A 16,919-nucleotide genomic window follows, 5' to 3' on the forward strand; every position below is an offset into this window, starting at 1 on the left:
CGCCCACGCATCCGAAAGGGACCGACCATGAAGGCCACCGCCTGGATGGGCACCGACAGCGTCAAGGTGATCGACGTGCCCGACCCGAAGATCATGAATGCCCGGGACGCGATCGTCCGGATCACCACCACCGCGATCTGCGGCTCCGACCTGCACCTCTACCACGGCTACATCCCGGCGATGCGCAAGGGCGACATCCTCGGCCACGAGTTCATGGGCGAGGTGGTCGAGGTGGGTCCGGAGGTCCGCAACCTCAAACCGGGCGACCGCGTGGTGGTGCCGTTCCCGATAGCCTGCGGGCACTGCTCGTCCTGCCAGCGCGGCCTCTACTCGGTCTGCGAGAACTCCAACCCCAACGCCGGCATCGCCGAGAAGATCATGGGGCACTCGCCGGCCGGCATCTTCGGCTACTCCCACCTGCTCGGCGGCTATGCCGGCGGTCAGGCCGAGTACGCCCGGGTGCCGTTCGCCGACATCGGCCCGCTCAAGGTGCCCGACGAGGTCAGCGACGACCAGGCGGTCATGCTCGCCGACGTGTTCCCGACCGGCTACATGGGCGCCGAGATGTGCGACATCAAACCCGGCCAGGTGATCGCGGTGTGGGGCAGCGGGCCCGTCGGGCTGTTCGCCGCGGCCAGCGCCCGGCTGCTCGGCGCGGAGCGGGTGATCGTCATCGACCGGTTCCCGTACCGGTTGCGGCTGGCCGAGGAGCACACCGGCGCCGAGACGATCAACTACGAGCAGGCCGACGTGCTGGACACCCTCAACGAGATGACCGCCGGCCGGGGGCCCGACGCGTGCATCGACGCGGTCGGTCTGGAAGGCCACCACGGCAACGCCGCCATGTACGCGTACGACCGGGCGAAGCAGGTCGCCCGGGTCGAGACGGAACGGCCGTTCGCCCTGCGCCAGGCGATCCTCGCCTGCCGCTCGGGTGGGGTGGTCTCGGTCGTCGGCGCTTACGGCGGCTTCGTCGACAAGTTCCCGATGGGCGCGTTCATGAACCGCTCACTGGTCATGCGGACCGGTCAGTGCCACGTCCAGCGCTACACGCGGCCGCTGCTGGAGCGCATCCAGCGCGGCGAGATCGACCCGAGCTTCATCGTCAGCCACCGCATGCCGCTGCGCGACGCCCCGAAGGGCTACAAGATCTTCCAGAAGAAGCAGGACGACTGTACGAAGGTGCTGCTCAAGGTCTGACCGGCGGTCAGGTCTGCCGGCGGGGGAGTGCTTCGCGCGATGCCTGTGGAGCTGATGTCGTAAACGATTCAGCTCCATAGGAGCCGACCACCACCTCGACCACCACCGCAGGTCGCCCTGCGCGCGCGACGCAGCTTGGGGGGTCTACAAGGGACAGAAAGCCCAGTCCGGGCTTCCGGCACAGCCCGACCTGGCTCAGCTGGCAGCCCGGGTGCCGTGACTGGCATGTTTTGTGAGGCCCCGCCTGCCGATGGCGGGGAGTCCGGATCCGCGCGTGACCCCGTTTGTGGTCAGGGAGCCTGGGAACTCGCCCCGTTCGTCCGCAGGCAGGCCTGACGGCATGTCGAGGAGACCGAAGGAGCGGAGCATGGAGTACGAGCAGATGATCGCCACGGTACGACAGCGCGCTGGTCTCGGTGAGAACGAGGCAGTGCGGTCCGTGCAGGCCGTTCTGTCGGTGCTCGGCGAACGGCTCGCCGGAAAGGAGGCCGACAACCTGGCGGCACAGCTACCGGATCGGTTGGACGCGTCGGTCACCCGTAATCCGCAGGGTCGCCGGTGGGACATCGGTGATTTCCTGAAGCACGTCGGCGACCGGGAGCAGGTCGCGGACGCGGACCAGGTGCGTCAACACGCCCAGGCGGTGTTGCGGACCGTCGCCGAGGCGCTCAATGACGACGAGCGTCACGACCTGCTCGCCCAGCTTCCCGGCGGCATCATCGATCTCTTCGGTGTTCCCACCCCGCGAGGCTGAGCCCCGTGCGGATCGGGCCACCCGGGGCGCTCACGGGATGGGCCACTCGTGCACCGGTCGGTTGCTGTGCATTAGGTCGACGTAGTGTCGGACCACCTCGCGCAGCGCCTCCGGCCGGTCCAGGTGGTCGGCCGACTCCAACCGGTGCAACGTCTCCACCTGCCAGGTCGCGCCGTTGCGGCTGGTCAGGCAGCGCTGCTCGATGACGCCGAGCAGCCGGTCGCGCTCGGCCGGGTCGAGCCCCCACCGGTCCAGACCGTGATGCGCCATCGGCAACAACCGGCGCAACACCAACTCGGTGACGGGCAGGTAACCGAGACCGGGCCAGAAGACCTGCGCGTCGATGCCGTGCCGGGCGCAGCTGGTGAAGTTTTCCTCGGCGGCGCTGAACGACATCTGCGACCACAGTGGCCGGTCCGATTCGGCGAGAGCGCGGACCAGTCCGAAGTAGAAGGCGCCGTTGGCGATGGTGTCCAGCACGGTCGGGCCGGCGGGCAGCACCCGGTTCTCCACCCGCAGGTGCGGTCGGCCGCGGGACACGTCGTACACCGGGCGGTTCCACCGGTAGACGGTGCCGTTGTGCAGGCGCAGCTCGGCGAGGCTGGGCACCTCGCCGGCCGCGAGGGCCTGCGTAGGGTCCTCCGGGTCGCAGACCGGCAGTAGCGCCGGGAAGTACCGCACGTTCTCCTCGAACAGGTCGAACACGTTGGTGATCCAACGTTCGCCGAACCAGACCCTGGGGCGTACCCCCTGGGCTTTGATCTCCTCCGACCGGGTGTCGGTGGCCTGCTGGAACAGTGGGATGCGGGTCTCGCGCCACAGCTCCCGGCCGAAGAACAGCGGCGAGTTCGCGCCGACCGCGACCTGGATGCCGGCGATCGCCTGGGCGGCGTTCCAGTAGTCGGCGAACTGGGCCGGGCTGACCTGCAGATGGAACTGGGTGCTGGTGCAGGCCGCCTCCGGGGTGATCGTGTCGGCGGTGACGGCCAGCCGCTCCACGCCGCTGATGGCGATCGGCAGATCCTCACCGCGGGCGGCGAAGATCTGCTCGTTGAGCAGCTTGTAGCGGGGGTTGGCCGAGAGCGTCTCGGCGGTCAGATGCTCCGGGCGCAGTGTCGGCAGAATGCCGATCATGACCATGTGGGCGCCGATCGCCCGGGCCTTCACCTCGGCGGCGTTGAGACTGGCCCGCACGTACTCCTCGAAGTCGGCGGTGCCGGTGCCGGTCAACCGGCGCGGCGGCACGTTGATCTCGACGTTGAACTGGCCCAACTCGGTCTGGAAGCTCGGATCGGCGATGGCCGCCAGCACGTCCGCGTTGCGCATCGCCGGATTCGACGCCTCGTCGACGAGGTTCAGCTCGATCTCCACACCGGTCAGCGGGCGGTCCACGTCGAAACGGGACTCGCGCAGCATCTCGGCGAGGACGTCCAGGCAGCGGCGGACCTTGTCGCGATAACGGGCCCGGTCTTCTCGACTGAAGGTTCGTACGCCGACGTCCTCGCCCATGGTCACCACCTTGTCACCGCTGGTCCCCCTAACCTCGCACGTCCGGGGCGGGCGGGGAAAGACCCGATGGTCTCTTCCTACCCACCTGCCCGCCCTGATAGCCCAGTCAGGCCGCCCCGATAGCATTGCGGTCCTGAGAGGTGGTGGCGTGCGGATGCGCGAGAAGGTGACCCGGTTGTTCGTCGCGGCGGCGATCGCCGAGGCCTGCTCCTGGCTGGCCCTGCTGGTCGGCATGCTGGTCAAGTACGGCCCGCCGGACAACGAGCTGGGTGTCAAGATCTTCGGGCCGATCCACGGCGGCCTCTTCGTCGCGTACGCCCTGCTGGTGCTGGCCGTGGCCCGGCTGCGCCGGTGGAGCCTGCTGGCCACGGCGGTGGCTCTGGCCAGCGCGGTGCCGCCGTTCGCCACCCTGGCCTTCGAGCGTTGGGCCCGCCGCCGGGGGATGCTCGGCGTCGACCGCCAACCGGCCCGCGAGCCCGCCCCGGTCGGCTGAGCCGCCAACCCGCCCCGGTCGGCTGACCCGCCGGCCGCCTGCCTGAGCGGTCAGGTCAGCGCGGAGCAGGCCACGACGCCGGCCAGCAGCAGCGCGCCCAGGAACGCCTGCAACAGCAGCGGCGGCCCGAGGTGCGACCAGAGCGTCGCGGTACGCGGGGTCAGCAGCTGCCCGGTGGTGAGGTTGACGATCCGCTCGATCCGGGGCGGCAGCTCCGGGTCCCGTTGCGGGCGCAGGGTGAGCTGCACCTGGTCCGCCGGGTGCAGGGCGCTCTGCGGCAGGTGACCGTGCAGCTCCACCTCGCAGAGCTGCCCCGCGGTGTTACGCAGTCGCACCGGCGTGACCAGATATTCCGGACCCTGCTTCAACTGCTTCCAGCGCCGGCGGGTGCCGCCACCGCCGAAGGAGAAGAGCGAGCGCAGCAGCAGGGCGGGCAGCCGCGCGAACGCCGCCGCCGCGAGCACCGCCACCAGCACCGGCTGCCCGATGCGCACCTCGCGCGTGTAGCCGTCGAGCAGGCGGATCAACCGCCCGGTGACGATGCGCTCCGTCGGGTGCACGATCCTTCGGGTTTCGAGTCCGCTGTCCATTCCCACCACCGAGAGTCCGCATGTGTTCACAGATCGTATCGACGTCCTCAGTTGAACGACGTGAATGAAACCTGGTCACGGGCTCACGGCCACGAGGTGACATCCCGGGCGACCCGGGTAAGCGGGGGGCCGAGCTGGAAAGGGGTCGAGCATGCAGCTGTCCTTCCTGCGCCCGCTCTACGACCGTCCCGGGCCGTGGTGCTCGGTGTATCTGGACGCCTCCGCGGACACGGAGGACGCCCATCCCGCCCTGGACCTGCGCTGGCGCGCCCTGGAGCGCCGGCTCATGGAACAGGGAGCCGACGAGGCGAACATCGCCGCTCTGGACCGGGTGATCCGTGGCCACGACCCGATGGTCGGGGACTACGGCCTGGCGGTCTTCGCCAGTCACGGCCGGGTGGTGCTCTCCGAGTACCTGTCCGCGCCACCACTGCGCGATCTGGCCAGTTTCGCGCCGCTTCCGCACGTGATGCCGTTGCTCGCCCAGCGGGGCGAACAGGTGGCCTGGGTGCGGGTGCTGGCCGACCGGATCGGCGCGGACGCCATCGCGATCAGTGCCGGAGGAGTGCCCCGGCGGGCCCACGTCGTCGGCCGGGAGACCTTCCCGCTACGCAAACCACAGCCCGGCGGCTGGTCCCAGGACATCTACCAGAAGGCCGCCATGGAGGCCTGGCACCGCAACGCCGGTGACGTCACCGCGGCGACCGTGCAGCTGGCCGAGAAGGTCGGCGCGGAGGTGGTGGTGATCGCCGGCGACGTCCGGGCCACGGGGATGATCGCCGCCCAGATGCCCGAGCGCTGGCAGGACCTCATGGTGCGCACCGACGCTGGCTCGCGGGCCGAAGGCGCCGACCAGACCCTGCTGGACGACCTCACCGTGCAGACCATCGCGGAGGTCGCCGATCAACGGATCAGCGCCGCGCTGGACAGGTTCGGTGTGCAGGAGGACGTGGGCGGCGGGCTCGACGCGGTCGTCTCGGCCCTGCAACGCAACCAGGTGGACACCATGATCATCGTGGACGACCCGTCGGCCAACGGCGAGCTGTGGATCGGCGCAGAGCCGACCGAGATCGCCGTCGACCCCGGGCACCTGGCCGCGATGTCGGTGACCGACCCGCAGCGGGTACGCGCCGACGCGGCACTCGTCCGGGCACTCGTCGGCACCGACGCGGCGCTGACCGTGCTGGGCCCCGAGGAGGCGCCCGAGCTCACCGACGGCGTCGGCGCGGTGTTGCGCTACGTCGACCCCAGCACACCGGGGCGCGAGAATGGCTGAGCGGCGGGTCGCGGATCTGGTGGTGGAGCGGCTCCTGGCCTGGCGGGTGCCCCGCGCCTTCGGGTATCCGGGCGAGGCGATCGCCCCGCTGATCGAGGCGTTGGACCGCACCGGCGGTGAGCCGGCGTTCATCCCGGCGCGGCACGAGGAAACCGCCTCGTTCATGGCCACCGGGCACGCCAAGTTCACCGGCGGTATCGGGGTCTGCCTCGCCACCCAGGGGCCCAGCGCCGTCCAACTGCTCAACGGCCTCTACGACGCCAAGCTGGACAGCAAGCCGGTGGTGGCGATCGTCGGGGAGGACATCTCCGGGCCGCTCGGCGGCGCCCACCAGGAGATCGGGCTGAGTCGCCTATTCGGCGACGTGTGCAACCAGTTCGTCCGCTACGGCCGCAGCCCGGAGGACGTGGGGGCGCTGCTGGACCAGGCGTTCCGTACGGCGGCGGCGACGCGCAGCCCGACCTGCGTCGTGCTGCCCCGGCAGTTGCAGGAAGCCGTGGTGCCCGACCTGCAGACGTACGCCGCCGGGGTGATCACGGCTACCCCGGGTGAGCCGCTGGCCCGGGTGCTGCCCCACGAGGTGGACCTCGACGCCGCCGCGCAGCTGCTCGGCGGCGGCCAGCGCGTCGCGATCCTGGTGGGGCAGGGCGGTCGGGACGCGGCCCCCGAGATCATCGAGATCGCCGACCGGCTCGGCGCCGGGGTGGCCACCTCACTGCTGGGCAAGCCGGTCCTCGACGAGCGGCTGCCGTTTCACACCGGGGTGCTCGGCGAGGTCGGCACCCCGGCGGCGGCCGAGCTGATGGGTGGCTGCGACACGCTGCTGATGGTCGGCACCAACGACCCGTGGACCGACTACTTCCCGATGCCCGAGCAGGCCCGCACGGTGCAGATCGACATCGACGGTCGCCGGATCGGCACCCGCTACCCGGCCGACGTGCCGCTGGTCGGTGACGCCGCCGAAACGCTGCGGGCGCTGCTGACCCGCCTGCGCGGCCGGCCCGAGCAGCAGTGGCGCGCCACCGTGGAGAGCTCGGTGGACCGGTGGCGGGAGGTCGCCGCCGAGCGGGTCGCCGCGCCCGCCGACCCGGTCAACCCGCAGCTCGTCCTCCAGGAGCTGTCCGCCCGGATGCCGGGCAGCGGCGCGGTCGCGGTCGACGTCGGCTCGGTCCTCTACTGGTACGCCCGGCACCTCACCCTGCCACCAGGGGTGAAGGCTCAACTGTGCGGCACGCTCGGCTCGATGGGCTGTGCCCTGCCGTACGCGGTGGCCGCCAAGCTCTCCGCCCCCGACCAACCGGTCATCGCGCTGGTCGGCGACGGGGCGATGCAGCTCAACGGGCTCGCCGAGCTGATCACCGTGTCGCACCACTGGCAGCAGTGGCGCGATCCTCGGCTGGTGGTGCTGGTGCTCAACAACCGCGACCAGAACGGCATGGGTGGCGGGCGTGAGCCGTCGACCGACCCGACCCGCCGCCGACCCGACGTGCCGTACGCCGGTTGGGCCCGGCTGCTCGGGCTGCACGGGGTGAGGGTGGACCGCCCGGAGCTGGTCGGCGCGGCCTGGGACGAGGCCCTCGCGGCGGACCGCCCCTGCGTACTCGAGGCGGTTGTCGACCCGGCGGTGTCGTTGGCGCCGCCGGAACCGGCGTTCGCCGACCTGCGCGGCCTGTACGCCGAAGGCGCTCCCGCCCGGAAGGTCCGGGAGCAGGTGACGCTCACCGCGAACGCCGACGACCTCGTTTAGTCGCCCTGGGCCAGGGCATCAGAAGCGGCCCGACGATGCTGGAGGTCCCATGTCCGAGACCGCTGACCGCCGCTACGGCCCGGCGATCCTGCCGCGGCCGCGTGGCCCGCTCTCCGCGGCGGTGGTCGAGGCTCTGCGGCGCCCGCCGCACGACCTGCCGACCGGTCTCGGCGTCGACCTCGACCCGGCGGACCCTATCACCGACGAGGACCTGCAACTGACCCTGTTCCTCTGCTACGAGCTGCACTACCGGGGCTGGCTCGGGGTGGACGACTCGTGGGAGTGGCAGCCGACGTTGCTCGCGTTGCGCGCCCGCTGCGAACGGGTCTTCGAGGCGGCACTGCGCCGGCTGGTCGGGACGCCGACGGTGCCCGTCGCCGGGGTGGCTGCCGGCCTGACCGAACTGGTCGCGGCCGACGACGGGCCGCCGCTGGCCGCGACGCTGCAACGACGTGCCGACCTCACCCAGTTCTGCGAGTTCGTCGTCCACCGTTCCGTCTACCACCTGCGTGAGGCGGACCCGCACAGCTGGGCGCTGCCCCGCCTGGGCGGCCCGGCCAAGGCCGCGCTCGTGGAGATCCAGACCGACGAGTACGGCAACGGCCGGCTGGACCGGATGCACGCCGAGCTGTTCCGCCGCACCCTGGACCGGCTGGGGCTGGACACCGCGTACGCCGCTCACCTGGACGCCGTGCCGGCGGTGACCCTGGCGACCAACAACCTGATGTCGCTCTTCGGCCTGCACCGACGGCTGCGCGGAGCGCTGCTCGGGCACCTGGCCGCGTTCGAGATGACGTCTTCGCTGCCGAACCGCCGCTACGGCAACGGGCTACGCCGCCTCGGTTTCGACGAGGTCGCCACCCGCTTCTACGACGAGCACGTCGAGGCCGACGCGGTGCACGAGCAGATCGCCGCGCACGACATGTGCGGCGGCCTGGTCCGTGTCGAGCCGGACCTCGCCCCCGACGTGCTCTTCGGCGCGGCGGCGGGGCTCGCGGTGGACCGGTTGTTCGCCGGGCACCTGCTGGACAGTTGGGCCGCCGGTCGCAGCTCACTGCGGCCACCCGCCCCGCCGACCGTGCCGCCGACCGTCTCGATCGCCGTGGCCGCGCCCGCCGCTCTGACCCCGCCGGCCCCGCCCGCGCTCGTCTGATCCGAAGGGCTCGTCACACCCGGAAGCCGACGGATCAGACCCACCGTCTGGGGTCTGCGTGGAGCGCCGGCCGTTGGGTGAGGGCTGGCCATGTGGGTGGCTCCCTTTGCTCTGCACCCGTCGACGCGCCACACACGCTCCGTAACCGGTGCGTGGATGGGTGCAGAGCAAAGGTGGCGTCGTGCCTATGGTCTGGGCTGTCCGCGCGGCGCTCTTGCTACGTGACGTGGCGACGTGGGGTCACCCCTCGCGAGTGGTGCCCGCGCGGAAGTTGATCGCCTTGTGGGTGCCGTCGCAGAACGGCTTGAGCCCCGACTTGCCGCACCGGCACAACGCCACAGTGCCCCGGCGCGCGTCGATGCGCTCGCCGTCCGGCGTGACCAGCTCGAAGTCGCCGCGGACCAGCAGCGGGCCGTCCTCGTACGGGGTGATCGTGGCGGCGGCTGGCTCGCTGGTGTCCTCGGTGCGCATGGCCCCGGAAGTGCCCGCCCTGGCCGGGGCGAAACACGTCCCGCCGCCGTGTTCCGGCACATGGGAGAAGGCCGTTGCCGGCCCGCTCCCGCCGATCGTCGCCGAACGCCGACGATGACCGGCGCACCCCGCCGACCGGCGGAATGTGCCGCCGGGTGGGTGATGCCCCGTTTGAACCCCATCGGGACGGGAAGCCGGGCCGCGTGGTGAGCGAACGAGGCAAGGTGGGCCCGGTGCACAAGGTGCACAAGGGGCTGACGGCCGATGGCGCCGGTATGGCCGGCGACCGGGTCGTGGCCGCGGGCAGCGCCGCCCGGGTTCTGGTCGCCGCCACCGCCCGGGCGCTGCGCGGAGTGGACTGCGCCGACCTGGGCCAGACCGGCCCGACGTCGCGGTTCCCCGGTGCGCCCGAGCCGGTACGCCGTGCCGCGGTCACCCGCGCCGCCGGTCGGGTCGCGCTGACCGTGGCCCAGGCCGACGAGGTGGACGCCGCCCGGGTGGCCCGCTGGTTCGTCGACCAGTACCCCCGCCGGCGCTACCCGGGAGTGCTGATCGGCTCTCCGCACGGCGGTGCGGCACACCTCGCGGTGGCCCTCGGCGTGCCGCTGCTGCCGGCCGGCTTCGACATGATCGTGCACTGGTCCGACGGAGCGGTGGACCGCCCGGCGGCCGCCCTGGAGCACGGCGCGACACTCGCCACCCGGCTGCTTGCCGGCAACGCCGACCTGCACCTGCGGCAGGTGCACTGCCCGGCCAGCCGTGGCGCTCTGGCCGGCGCGACAGTGGCGCTGACCGCCGCGTGGAGGGCCCTGCCGGCCGCGTACGCGCAGTTCCTGGCCGACCGCCTGCTCCCCGGCGCCCCGGTGCTGCTGGTCCACGACGCGCGCACCTGGCCGGTCCTGGAGGGCAACGCTGGGCACAGCTTCCAGGTCGGCTGCCCCGCCAGCGGGCTGGACCCGGTGGACTTCCACCCGGACAGCCACGCGCTGCGGCAGGTCCTGCGCTCCGTCGGCGGCAGCGTGGCCCGGTGGGAGCCGCCGGAGGTGTCCGTGCCGTCGGGTCACGCCGAGCACGGCGTCGACCCGGGCTTCGACACGGCCGCGCGGGACTGGTCGGCACGACACGAGCACCCGCTGCACCGGCTGCTGGTGCCCCGACCGGCGGCGTTGAGCGCGGGCGTCGCCGACCTGTACCGGCGGTGGCTGCGCGGCGCCGGCAAGACCGGTGACCGGTTGGTGGTGGAATGCGGCCGGCTGCTCGATCCGTGGCAGGTGGTGCGCGCGGGGCTGGTGCCGTACTGGTGCGAGAACGCCACCCGGCGCACCGTCGACGAGGCCGAGTGGTGGCTGGCCGGCAGCGAGGCGTTCAGCTCGGTGGACGTGTTGCCCGAGCCGCCCGGGATGCGCTCGCCCGCGCTGGCGGGGCTGCCCCAGTGGCTGGCCGTGGCCGCGTTCGGGCGACGGCGTCGGGCGTTGGACCGGACCAGCGCCCGCGGCTACCCGGTGACCTCTGTGCCCACCCGCCGGGCCACCGAGGTCATGCGTGCCCAGCCGTACGACCTGCCCGTGCCGCCCCCGCTGGGGGTCGCCGAGGCGTTGGCAGTGCTCCGCGACAGCGGCGGCCACCAGGGGTTGCTGGTCTCCTGAGGCGGAGCCCGCCGAAACATCCTCGCGAACCCGGGGTCCCGTGATTGAGTACCTACGGAGCGGGAACATCGCTGGCTGCGACGGCCTGATTGCGCTGCGTAGAGGCGGTGTCGCCCGCTGGCATCCCAGTCACTGACCCACTTTTCCGGCCCGGTGCGTGGCTCGACCACGCGCACGACCGGTTTCCCGATCCGGGCGGGGGACCTTCCTGAGGGAGGCGCGGATGTTCGGACAGACGAGTACGACCACGACCACACCACCACCCACCGAGCGAGGTCTGGAGGATCTCGACGCGGCGGCACTGGCGTACGCGGCCCGGATCGAAGGGCTGCCACCGGAGCGGCGGGGAGAGGCCCGGGACGACCTGGTTCGCTTCGCGTTGCCCTTCGCCGGGCGACTGGCCCGCCGGTACCGGGGTCGTGGAGAGCCGCTGGAGGACCTGGAGCAGGTGGCCCGGCTGGGGCTGGTCAACGCCGTCGACCGGTATGACCCGGAACGGGGCTCGTTCACCGCGTACGCCGCGATCACCATCGTGGGCGAGATCAAACGGCACTTCCGGGACCGGACCTGGGGGGTGCACGTGCCCCGCCGGCTGCGCGACCTCATCCTCGAGGTGGGGCAGGCCACCGCCGCGTTGACCAGCGAGTTGTCCCGGGCCCCATCGGTGGCTGAGCTGTCGGCCCGACTGGAGACCCCGCAGGCGGAGATCCTCGCCGCGCTGGAGTCGGCGGCCGGCTACAGCCCCGCCTCACTCAACGCCCCGGTGGGCGGGGAGAGCTCAGCGGAGTTCGGGGACCTCGTCGGCGAGTCGGACAACGCGCTCGAATCCGTCGACGACCGGGTCACGGTGAGCGGCCTGCTGCACCGGCTGCCCTGGCGTGAGCGGCGCATCCTGGCGATGCGGTTCTACGGCAACCAGACCCAGGCGGAGATCGCCGCCCGGTTCGGCATCTCGCAGATGCACGTGTCCCGGCTGCTGTCGCGGGCGCTCACCTGGCTGCGCCAGGCGATGCTCGCCGACGCGCCGCCCCCGTGGCAGAACGGCGCCGCCGAGCCCGACCCGGGCAAGACCCGGATCTCGGTCAAGCAGAACGGCGACCGGGTGGTCGTCGAGGTCGGCGGCGAGATCGACCGCGACGGCGCGGACCAGTTGCGCCGGGCCATGCTGGAGGCCGTCACCGGCCAGCCCAGCGAGGTGGTCGTCGACCTGGTCGGCGCCGGTGGTTTCGACGCCGGCGGGATCGCCGCGCTGATGGCCGGACGGGACGCGGCGGAGCGGACCGGGGTGCCGCTGCGGCTGACCCGGGTACAGCCCGCGGTGCGCCGCTCGCTCACCGCCGCCGGCCTGGCGCCCGCCCGGGACTGACCGCACACGTACGGGCGAAGGGCCGACACCCACCGGGTGTCGGCCCTTCTGTGGGCGTACCCCTGGTCAGCGCTCCTCGGGGTTGCCGTCGCTGTGCGGGTGGCGCCAGCGTTCGTGCGGCTTCGGCGCGTCGTCGGCGTCCTCGGGCGGGTCGCTCTCCTCGAAGCTGGGCCGGCGGACGCCATCCGGGTCCGGCACGTCCACCGGTCGTGCCCCGGACCGCGGCGCCGGCTGGTACTCGGCCGCCTCGGTGGCGCCGTGCGCGCCCTCGGCCGACGGCGACTCCGGCGCGTGGTGTTCCATCCGCAGCTCGTCGCTGAACTGCTGCGGCGGCTTGGTGGTGCGCTGCGGCAGATCCCGGCCCAGGTCGGCGACGAGCGGGCCGTACTTCAGGTCGAATGCCGGCCGTTCCGACCGGATCCGGGGCATCCGGTCGAAGTTGCGCAGCGGCGGCGGGCAACTGGTGGCCCACTCCAGAGAGTTGCCGAAGCCCCACGGGTCGTCCACGGTCACCATCGCCCCGTATCGCCAGGACTTCCACGCGTTGTAGATGAAGAACAGGGTGGACGCGCCAAGGATGAACGAGAAGATCGTGGAGATGGTGTTCAGGGTGGTGAAGCCGTCGCTGGGCAGGTAGTCGGCGTACCTCCGGGGCATGCCCTCGTTGCCCAGCCAGTGGTGCACGAGGAAGGTGCCGTGGAAGCCGATGAACATGGTCCAGAAGTGCAACTTGCCGAGCCGCTCGTCGAGCAGCCGCCCGGTCATCTTGGGCCACCAGAAGTAGTAGCCGGCGAAGAGCGCGAAGACCACGGTGCCGAACACCACGTAGTGGAAGTGCGCCACCACGAAGTAGCTGTCGTGGGTGTGCCAGTCGACCGGCGGGCTGGCCAGCAGCACGCCGGTGAGGCCACCCAGCAGGAACGTGACCAGGAAGCCGATGGCGAACAGCATCGGTGTCTCGAAGGTGAGCTGGCCCTTCCACATGGTGCCGATCCAGTTGAAGAACTTCACGCCGGTGGGCACCGCGATCAGATAGCTGAGGATGCTGAAGAACGGCAGCAGCACCTGCCCGGTGGCGAACATGTGGTGCGCCCACACGGTCATGGACAGCACGGTGATCGCGATGGTGGCCAGCACCAGCCCGGTGTAGCCGAAGATCGGCTTGCGGGAGAAGACCGGGATGACCTCGGTGATGATGCCGAAGAACGGCAACGCGATGATGTAGACCTCGGGATGGCCGAAGAACCAGAACAGGTGCTGCCAGAGCATCGGCCCGCCGGTGGCCGGGTCGTACACGTGCGCGTTGAGCAGCCGGTCGGCCGACAGTGCCAGCAGCGCGGCGGCCAGCAGCGGGAAGACGAGGATCACCAGCACACTGGTGAACAACATGTTCCAGGTGAAGATCGGCATCCGGAACATGGTCATGCCGGGGGCGCGCAGGGTCAGGATCGTGGTGATCAGGTTGACCGCGCCGAGGATGGTGCCGAGCCCGGAGACCACCAGGCCGAGCACCCACATGTTCGCGCCCACCCCCGGGGAGTGCTCGACGCTGCTCAGCGGGGTGTAGGCGGTCCAACCGAAGTCCGCCGACCCCTGCGGTGTGAGGAAGCCGCCGACCACCATCAGCCCGCCGAACAGGTACAACCAGTAGGCCAGCGCGTTGAGGCGGGGGAACGACACGTCCGGCGCGCCGATCTGGATCGGCACGATGTAGTTGGCGAACCCGAAGGCCGCGGGCGTGGCGAACAGCAGCAGCATCACCGCGCCGTGCGAGGTGAAGAGCTGGTTGTACTGCTCAGGGGACAGGAACTGCATCCCCGGGCGGGCCAGCTCGGCCCGCATCACCATCGCCTCCAGGCCGGCCAACACGAAGAAGCCGAAGGAGGTCAGCAGATACAGCAGGCCGATCTGCTTGTGGTCGGTGGTGGCGAGGAACTTGATCAACGAGTTGCCGGGGACCGGTGCGCGTACCGGTCCGGGGAAGCCCCCGAAGCGTGCCGGAGCCAGGATCGCCGGGCCCCGATCTCGACCGGGTTCTGTGGTTACCCGCTTGGGCATGGTTGCTCACCCCGTCGTGACGGCAGAAAGGACGGGCGTGCTCTACCCACCCTCACATCATGTAACCAGCCCAGAGCGGTAATTTCGGTCAGATCGCCAGTACCGGCGCAGGCACCGCCATCGCTCAGGTCGCGGGCAGCATCGCCCAGACGGCCTTGCCCGGACCGGCCGGCACGCTGCCCCAGCGCTGGGTGAGCTCCCGGACCAGCAGCAGCCCCCGCCCGCCCTCGGCGTGCAGGTCCGTCCCGCCCTCCCGGGCCTGGGCGCTGCTGCCGTCCACCACGGCCAGGTGCAGATACGGCCGGCGCAGGGTCACCGTCACCTGCATCGGCGTGCCGGCGTGCCGGACCACGTTGCCGACCAGTTCGCTGAGCACCAGGGCAGCCGGGCCGGACGCGTCCGGCAGATTCCAGCGCGCGCACGCGTCGGTGACCAGCTCCCGGGCTCGCCGGCAGGCGCCGGCAACGGGCTCCAGTCGGGCCCGCATCCGCAACGGGGACGTCGTGCCCGCCACCCGGGTGGCCTCCGCGCAGTCGCGGGACACCGGGACCACCCGGCACGTCGTCGACTCGGAAAGCCAACGCGCGGCGACCGGCGACGGGCAACAGAGGACCACCGGCACGGCCGGCCACTCCTCGGCCCGGCGGGCCGTCGCGGCGAAGACGGACAGGGCCAGCCGGTCCTTGACGTCGACCTCGGCCATGTCGACCACCAGCGCGTCCGGCTGGTCGACCAACGCGTCGCGGAGCGCGTGGTGCACCGACCGCATGGTGCCCAGGTCCAGGGCGCCGGTGAGTCGGACGACCGCCACCGGTGCCGTGGTGCGCACCTCGCAGGTGATCCGGCTCGACATTGGTGCCCTCGATTCGCTCCGGGGTCGGGATCTCCCCACTACCCGAGGTCGCAGCGGGTCAAACGGGACCGGTGCCGAGGGCGAGGCAGGTCACCGACGGGGTCGCCCGGTCAGCAGGCCCAACGCGATCATGCCGATGCCCAGGCCCAGGTGCAGCCAGCCGTCGGCGTCGTTCACCGGGAGCACGTTCGCCCCGGTGTCGTGGTCCACCGCCAGCCCGTACAGCCAGAGCACCAGGTAGACGGCGCCGCCGCCGAGCAGGAACGCCCGCGCGCCGGTGACCGTCCGCGCCAGCACCAGACCCGCCACCCCGAACGCCAGGTGCACCAGGTTGTGCAGCACCGACACCTGGAAGACGCCGAACAGGAAGGCGCCCGAGCCGTGGCCGGCGAAGCGCAGGTCGTTGGTGCCGCTGGTGATCCCCGGCACGAAGCCGAGCACACCGATCAGCAGGAACAGCACCCCGACCGTCGCCGCCGCGCGCCGGACCAGCGGCTTGCCGTCGGCCGGGTTGGGTCGGGCCCGGGAGTGGGCCATCGGTCCGACCATTCCCGGCTCCTCGCTGCGCGGCGGGCATGAGCGCTGCCGCCTACCCGCTGCCAACGCCGACAAACCGGCCGCCCAGACACCGCCGCGCCTACGCTCAGGCCGGCAGCAGCCTCGGCGCGCTGGACAGCTTGCGGACCCGCTCGTACAGCTCGACGTAGCGCTGGGCCATCACCGCCGGGGTGAACCGCTGCGCGGCCACCCGCCGGCACTCGTCGGGATCGAGCAGGTCGGCGGCGACCACGAGGTCGCCCAGCTCATCCTCGTCGGTGGTGAGCAGCCCGGTGCGGCCGTGCTCGATCAGCTCCGGCAGGCAGCCCCGGGCGGTCGCCACCACCGGCGTGCCCAGGGCGAGTGACTCGACCACCGCCGTGCCACCGGGCTCCTCCCAGCGCAACGGGAACAGCGACGCGCGGGCGCTGGCGAGCAGGTCGTCCCGCTCCTGACCGGCCACGGTGCCGATCCAGCGGACCAGGTCACCGTCGACGTGCGGCGCCACCTCGTCGAGGAAGAACCGCACGTCCGGGTTCTGCCGGGCCTCGTCGCCTGCGGCGGCCAGATCGGCGGGCCGATGGTACGGGCCGACCGGCCCCGCCAGGACCAGTGGGAACCCGACCCGGTGTGCCAGCCGGGCACCCACGTCCTGCCCCTTGCCCGGGTTGATCCGACCGAGGATGAGCAGGTGTTCGCCCTTCTCCGGTCGGGGCCGCCGGTCGGCGTCCACGGCCAGGGGGGTGGACAGGTGCACGTGCCCCACCGAGTGCTCCCGCAACGCGAGCGGGGCGCGGGCCAGCTGCGACGCGGAGACACCGTTGACGCGGACCCGGTCGCCGCCGTCCAGCCCGCCGTAGAGCGCGGGGTGCTTGGCCAGGTCCCAGTGCAGGGTGTGCAGGGTCGGCGGACCGGCGGGACCCATCGCGGCGAGAGTGGCCAGGCCGACCGCCTCCACGTGGTCGTGTACCAGGTCGATGTCGTCGCGGGAGTGCAACTCCCGGACCACACCGGCCAGGTGCGCCTGCGCGATCCCGCAGACCTGGTTGTACGGCCGTTGCAACGCCGCGAACTGCCCGTCGTCGAAGACCGACATCTGTTCGTCCACCGGCAGGGTGCTGCTGCCCACCGAGGCGAGCACCACCCGGACGCCTAGTCGCCGCAGCTCCGGCACCAGCGTGGCGATCACGTTCTCGATGCCGCCGTAACCGGGCGGCGGCACGGACAGCCACGGACCGGCGTTCATCAACACGGTGAGGCTCATCG

Annotated in this window: 15 protein-coding genes; 8 read left to right on the top strand and 7 right to left on the bottom strand. The window is 71.8% G+C overall.

Going from position 1 to position 16,919, the window contains the following annotated elements:
* Positions 1-27: 27 nt before the first annotated feature.
* Entirely contained in the window at positions 28-1,200 is a 1,173-nt protein-coding gene (locus CLT68_RS20725) for a zinc-dependent alcohol dehydrogenase (RefSeq protein ID WP_099853146.1), read from the top strand.
* Between the two features lie 367 nt (positions 1,201-1,567).
* Positions 1,568-1,954, top strand: coding sequence for a DUF2267 domain-containing protein (locus tag CLT68_RS20730; RefSeq protein WP_158240909.1), 387 nt, complete (start codon positions 1,568-1,570; stop codon positions 1,952-1,954).
* A 30-nt stretch (positions 1,955-1,984) separates the two neighbouring features.
* Here CLT68_RS20730 and CLT68_RS20735 read toward each other — a convergent pair whose 3' ends face one another.
* Complete coding sequence (locus CLT68_RS20735) at positions 1,985-3,463, bottom strand: glutamate-cysteine ligase family protein (protein ID WP_099853153.1); 1,479 nt, start codon at positions 3,461-3,463, stop codon at positions 1,985-1,987.
* Between the two features lie 154 nt (positions 3,464-3,617).
* Between CLT68_RS20735 and CLT68_RS20740 the strand changes: the two genes are divergently transcribed.
* On the top strand, positions 3,618-3,956 hold the full coding sequence (locus tag CLT68_RS20740; protein ID WP_088948007.1) for a DUF3817 domain-containing protein: 339 nt from the start codon (positions 3,618-3,620) through the stop codon (positions 3,954-3,956).
* Positions 3,957-4,006: 50 nt separating this feature from the next.
* Here CLT68_RS20740 and CLT68_RS20745 read toward each other — a convergent pair whose 3' ends face one another.
* Positions 4,007-4,555 carry a hypothetical protein gene (locus tag CLT68_RS20745; protein WP_172862027.1) on the bottom strand — a complete coding sequence of 183 codons (549 nt, stop codon included), beginning with the start codon at positions 4,553-4,555 and terminating at the stop codon, positions 4,007-4,009.
* Between the two features lie 142 nt (positions 4,556-4,697).
* Here CLT68_RS20745 and CLT68_RS20750 point away from each other — a divergent pair, with 142 nt between their 5' ends.
* From CLT68_RS20750 to CLT68_RS20760, 3 genes are read left to right on the top strand one after another with little or no spacing between them, the layout of a single operon-like run.
* Complete coding sequence (locus tag CLT68_RS20750; protein ID WP_099853156.1) at positions 4,698-5,822, top strand: baeRF2 domain-containing protein; 1,125 nt, start codon at positions 4,698-4,700, stop codon at positions 5,820-5,822.
* Entirely contained in the window at positions 5,815-7,569 is a 1,755-nt protein-coding gene (locus CLT68_RS20755; protein WP_099853158.1) for a thiamine pyrophosphate-binding protein, read from the top strand. Before CLT68_RS20750 ends, CLT68_RS20755 begins: the two co-directional genes overlap by 8 nt.
* Positions 7,570-7,618: 49 nt before the next feature.
* Entirely contained in the window at positions 7,619-8,722 is a 1,104-nt protein-coding gene (locus tag CLT68_RS20760) for an iron-containing redox enzyme family protein (protein WP_099853159.1), read from the top strand.
* 240 nt (positions 8,723-8,962) lie between these two features.
* Here CLT68_RS20760 and CLT68_RS20765 read toward each other — a convergent pair whose 3' ends face one another.
* A complete protein-coding gene (locus CLT68_RS20765; protein WP_099853162.1) occupies positions 8,963-9,193 on the bottom strand; it encodes a CDGSH iron-sulfur domain-containing protein in 231 nt (76 codons plus the stop codon).
* A gap of 275 nt (positions 9,194-9,468) precedes the next feature.
* Between CLT68_RS20765 and CLT68_RS20770 the strand changes: the two genes are divergently transcribed.
* Positions 9,469-10,839 carry a hypothetical protein gene (locus tag CLT68_RS20770; RefSeq protein WP_099857418.1) on the top strand — a complete coding sequence of 457 codons (1,371 nt, stop codon included), beginning with the start codon at positions 9,469-9,471 and terminating at the stop codon, positions 10,837-10,839.
* A 223-nt stretch (positions 10,840-11,062) separates the two neighbouring features.
* Positions 11,063-12,205, top strand: coding sequence for a SigB/SigF/SigG family RNA polymerase sigma factor (locus CLT68_RS20775; protein ID WP_088948013.1), 1,143 nt, complete (start codon positions 11,063-11,065; stop codon positions 12,203-12,205).
* A 66-nt stretch (positions 12,206-12,271) separates the two neighbouring features.
* Here CLT68_RS20775 and ctaD read toward each other — a convergent pair whose 3' ends face one another.
* The 4 genes from ctaD to CLT68_RS20795 all read right to left on the bottom strand — a co-directional run bounded on the left by ctaD (position 12,272) and on the right by CLT68_RS20795 (position 16,917).
* The gene (gene ctaD / locus CLT68_RS20780) at positions 12,272-14,263 is read right to left on the bottom strand and encodes an aa3-type cytochrome oxidase subunit I (RefSeq protein ID WP_099853165.1); all 1,992 of its coding nucleotides are present in this window, start codon (positions 14,261-14,263) and stop codon (positions 12,272-12,274) included.
* Between the two features lie 124 nt (positions 14,264-14,387).
* Positions 14,388-15,116 (bottom strand): STAS domain-containing protein, encoded by a 729-nt coding sequence (locus CLT68_RS20785; protein ID WP_099853167.1) that lies wholly within the window; start codon positions 15,114-15,116, stop codon positions 14,388-14,390.
* A 90-nt stretch (positions 15,117-15,206) separates the two neighbouring features.
* A complete protein-coding gene (locus tag CLT68_RS20790) occupies positions 15,207-15,665 on the bottom strand; it encodes a DUF4383 domain-containing protein (protein ID WP_099853169.1) in 459 nt (152 codons plus the stop codon).
* A gap of 94 nt (positions 15,666-15,759) precedes the next feature.
* Positions 15,760-16,917: a glycosyltransferase gene (locus CLT68_RS20795; protein WP_099853171.1), complete on the bottom strand. Its 1,158-nt coding sequence runs from the start codon at positions 16,915-16,917 to the stop codon at positions 15,760-15,762.
* Positions 16,918-16,919 lie beyond the last annotated feature (2 nt).

Source organism: Micromonospora sp. CNZ299, assembly GCF_002754415.1.

What these genes read in the sequence shown, in the direction of transcription:
- CLT68_RS20725 (WP_099853146.1), top strand. Translation starts at nt 28, where the DNA reads ATGAAGGCCACCGCCTGGATGGGCACCGACAGCGTCAAGGTGATCGAC.
- CLT68_RS20730 (WP_158240909.1), top strand. Translation starts at nt 1,568, where the DNA reads ATGGAGTACGAGCAGATGATCGCCACGGTACGACAGCGCGCTGGTCTC.
- CLT68_RS20735 (WP_099853153.1), bottom strand. Translation starts at nt 3,463, where the DNA reads ATGGGCGAGGACGTCGGCGTACGAACCTTCAGTCGAGAAGACCGGGCC.
- CLT68_RS20740 (WP_088948007.1), top strand. Translation starts at nt 3,618, where the DNA reads ATGCGCGAGAAGGTGACCCGGTTGTTCGTCGCGGCGGCGATCGCCGAG.
- CLT68_RS20750 (WP_099853156.1), top strand. Translation starts at nt 4,698, where the DNA reads ATGCAGCTGTCCTTCCTGCGCCCGCTCTACGACCGTCCCGGGCCGTGG.
- CLT68_RS20755 (WP_099853158.1), top strand. Translation starts at nt 5,815, where the DNA reads ATGGCTGAGCGGCGGGTCGCGGATCTGGTGGTGGAGCGGCTCCTGGCC.
- CLT68_RS20760 (WP_099853159.1), top strand. Translation starts at nt 7,619, where the DNA reads ATGTCCGAGACCGCTGACCGCCGCTACGGCCCGGCGATCCTGCCGCGG.
- CLT68_RS20765 (WP_099853162.1), bottom strand. Translation starts at nt 9,193, where the DNA reads ATGCGCACCGAGGACACCAGCGAGCCAGCCGCCGCCACGATCACCCCG.
- CLT68_RS20770 (WP_099857418.1), top strand. Translation starts at nt 9,469, where the DNA reads ATGGCCGGCGACCGGGTCGTGGCCGCGGGCAGCGCCGCCCGGGTTCTG.
- CLT68_RS20775 (WP_088948013.1), top strand. Translation starts at nt 11,063, where the DNA reads ATGTTCGGACAGACGAGTACGACCACGACCACACCACCACCCACCGAG.
- ctaD (WP_099853165.1), bottom strand. Translation starts at nt 14,263, where the DNA reads ATGCCCAAGCGGGTAACCACAGAACCCGGTCGAGATCGGGGCCCGGCG.
- CLT68_RS20785 (WP_099853167.1), bottom strand. Translation starts at nt 15,116, where the DNA reads ATGTCGAGCCGGATCACCTGCGAGGTGCGCACCACGGCACCGGTGGCG.
- CLT68_RS20790 (WP_099853169.1), bottom strand. Translation starts at nt 15,665, where the DNA reads ATGGTCGGACCGATGGCCCACTCCCGGGCCCGACCCAACCCGGCCGAC.
- CLT68_RS20795 (WP_099853171.1), bottom strand. Translation starts at nt 16,917, where the DNA reads ATGAGCCTCACCGTGTTGATGAACGCCGGTCCGTGGCTGTCCGTGCCG.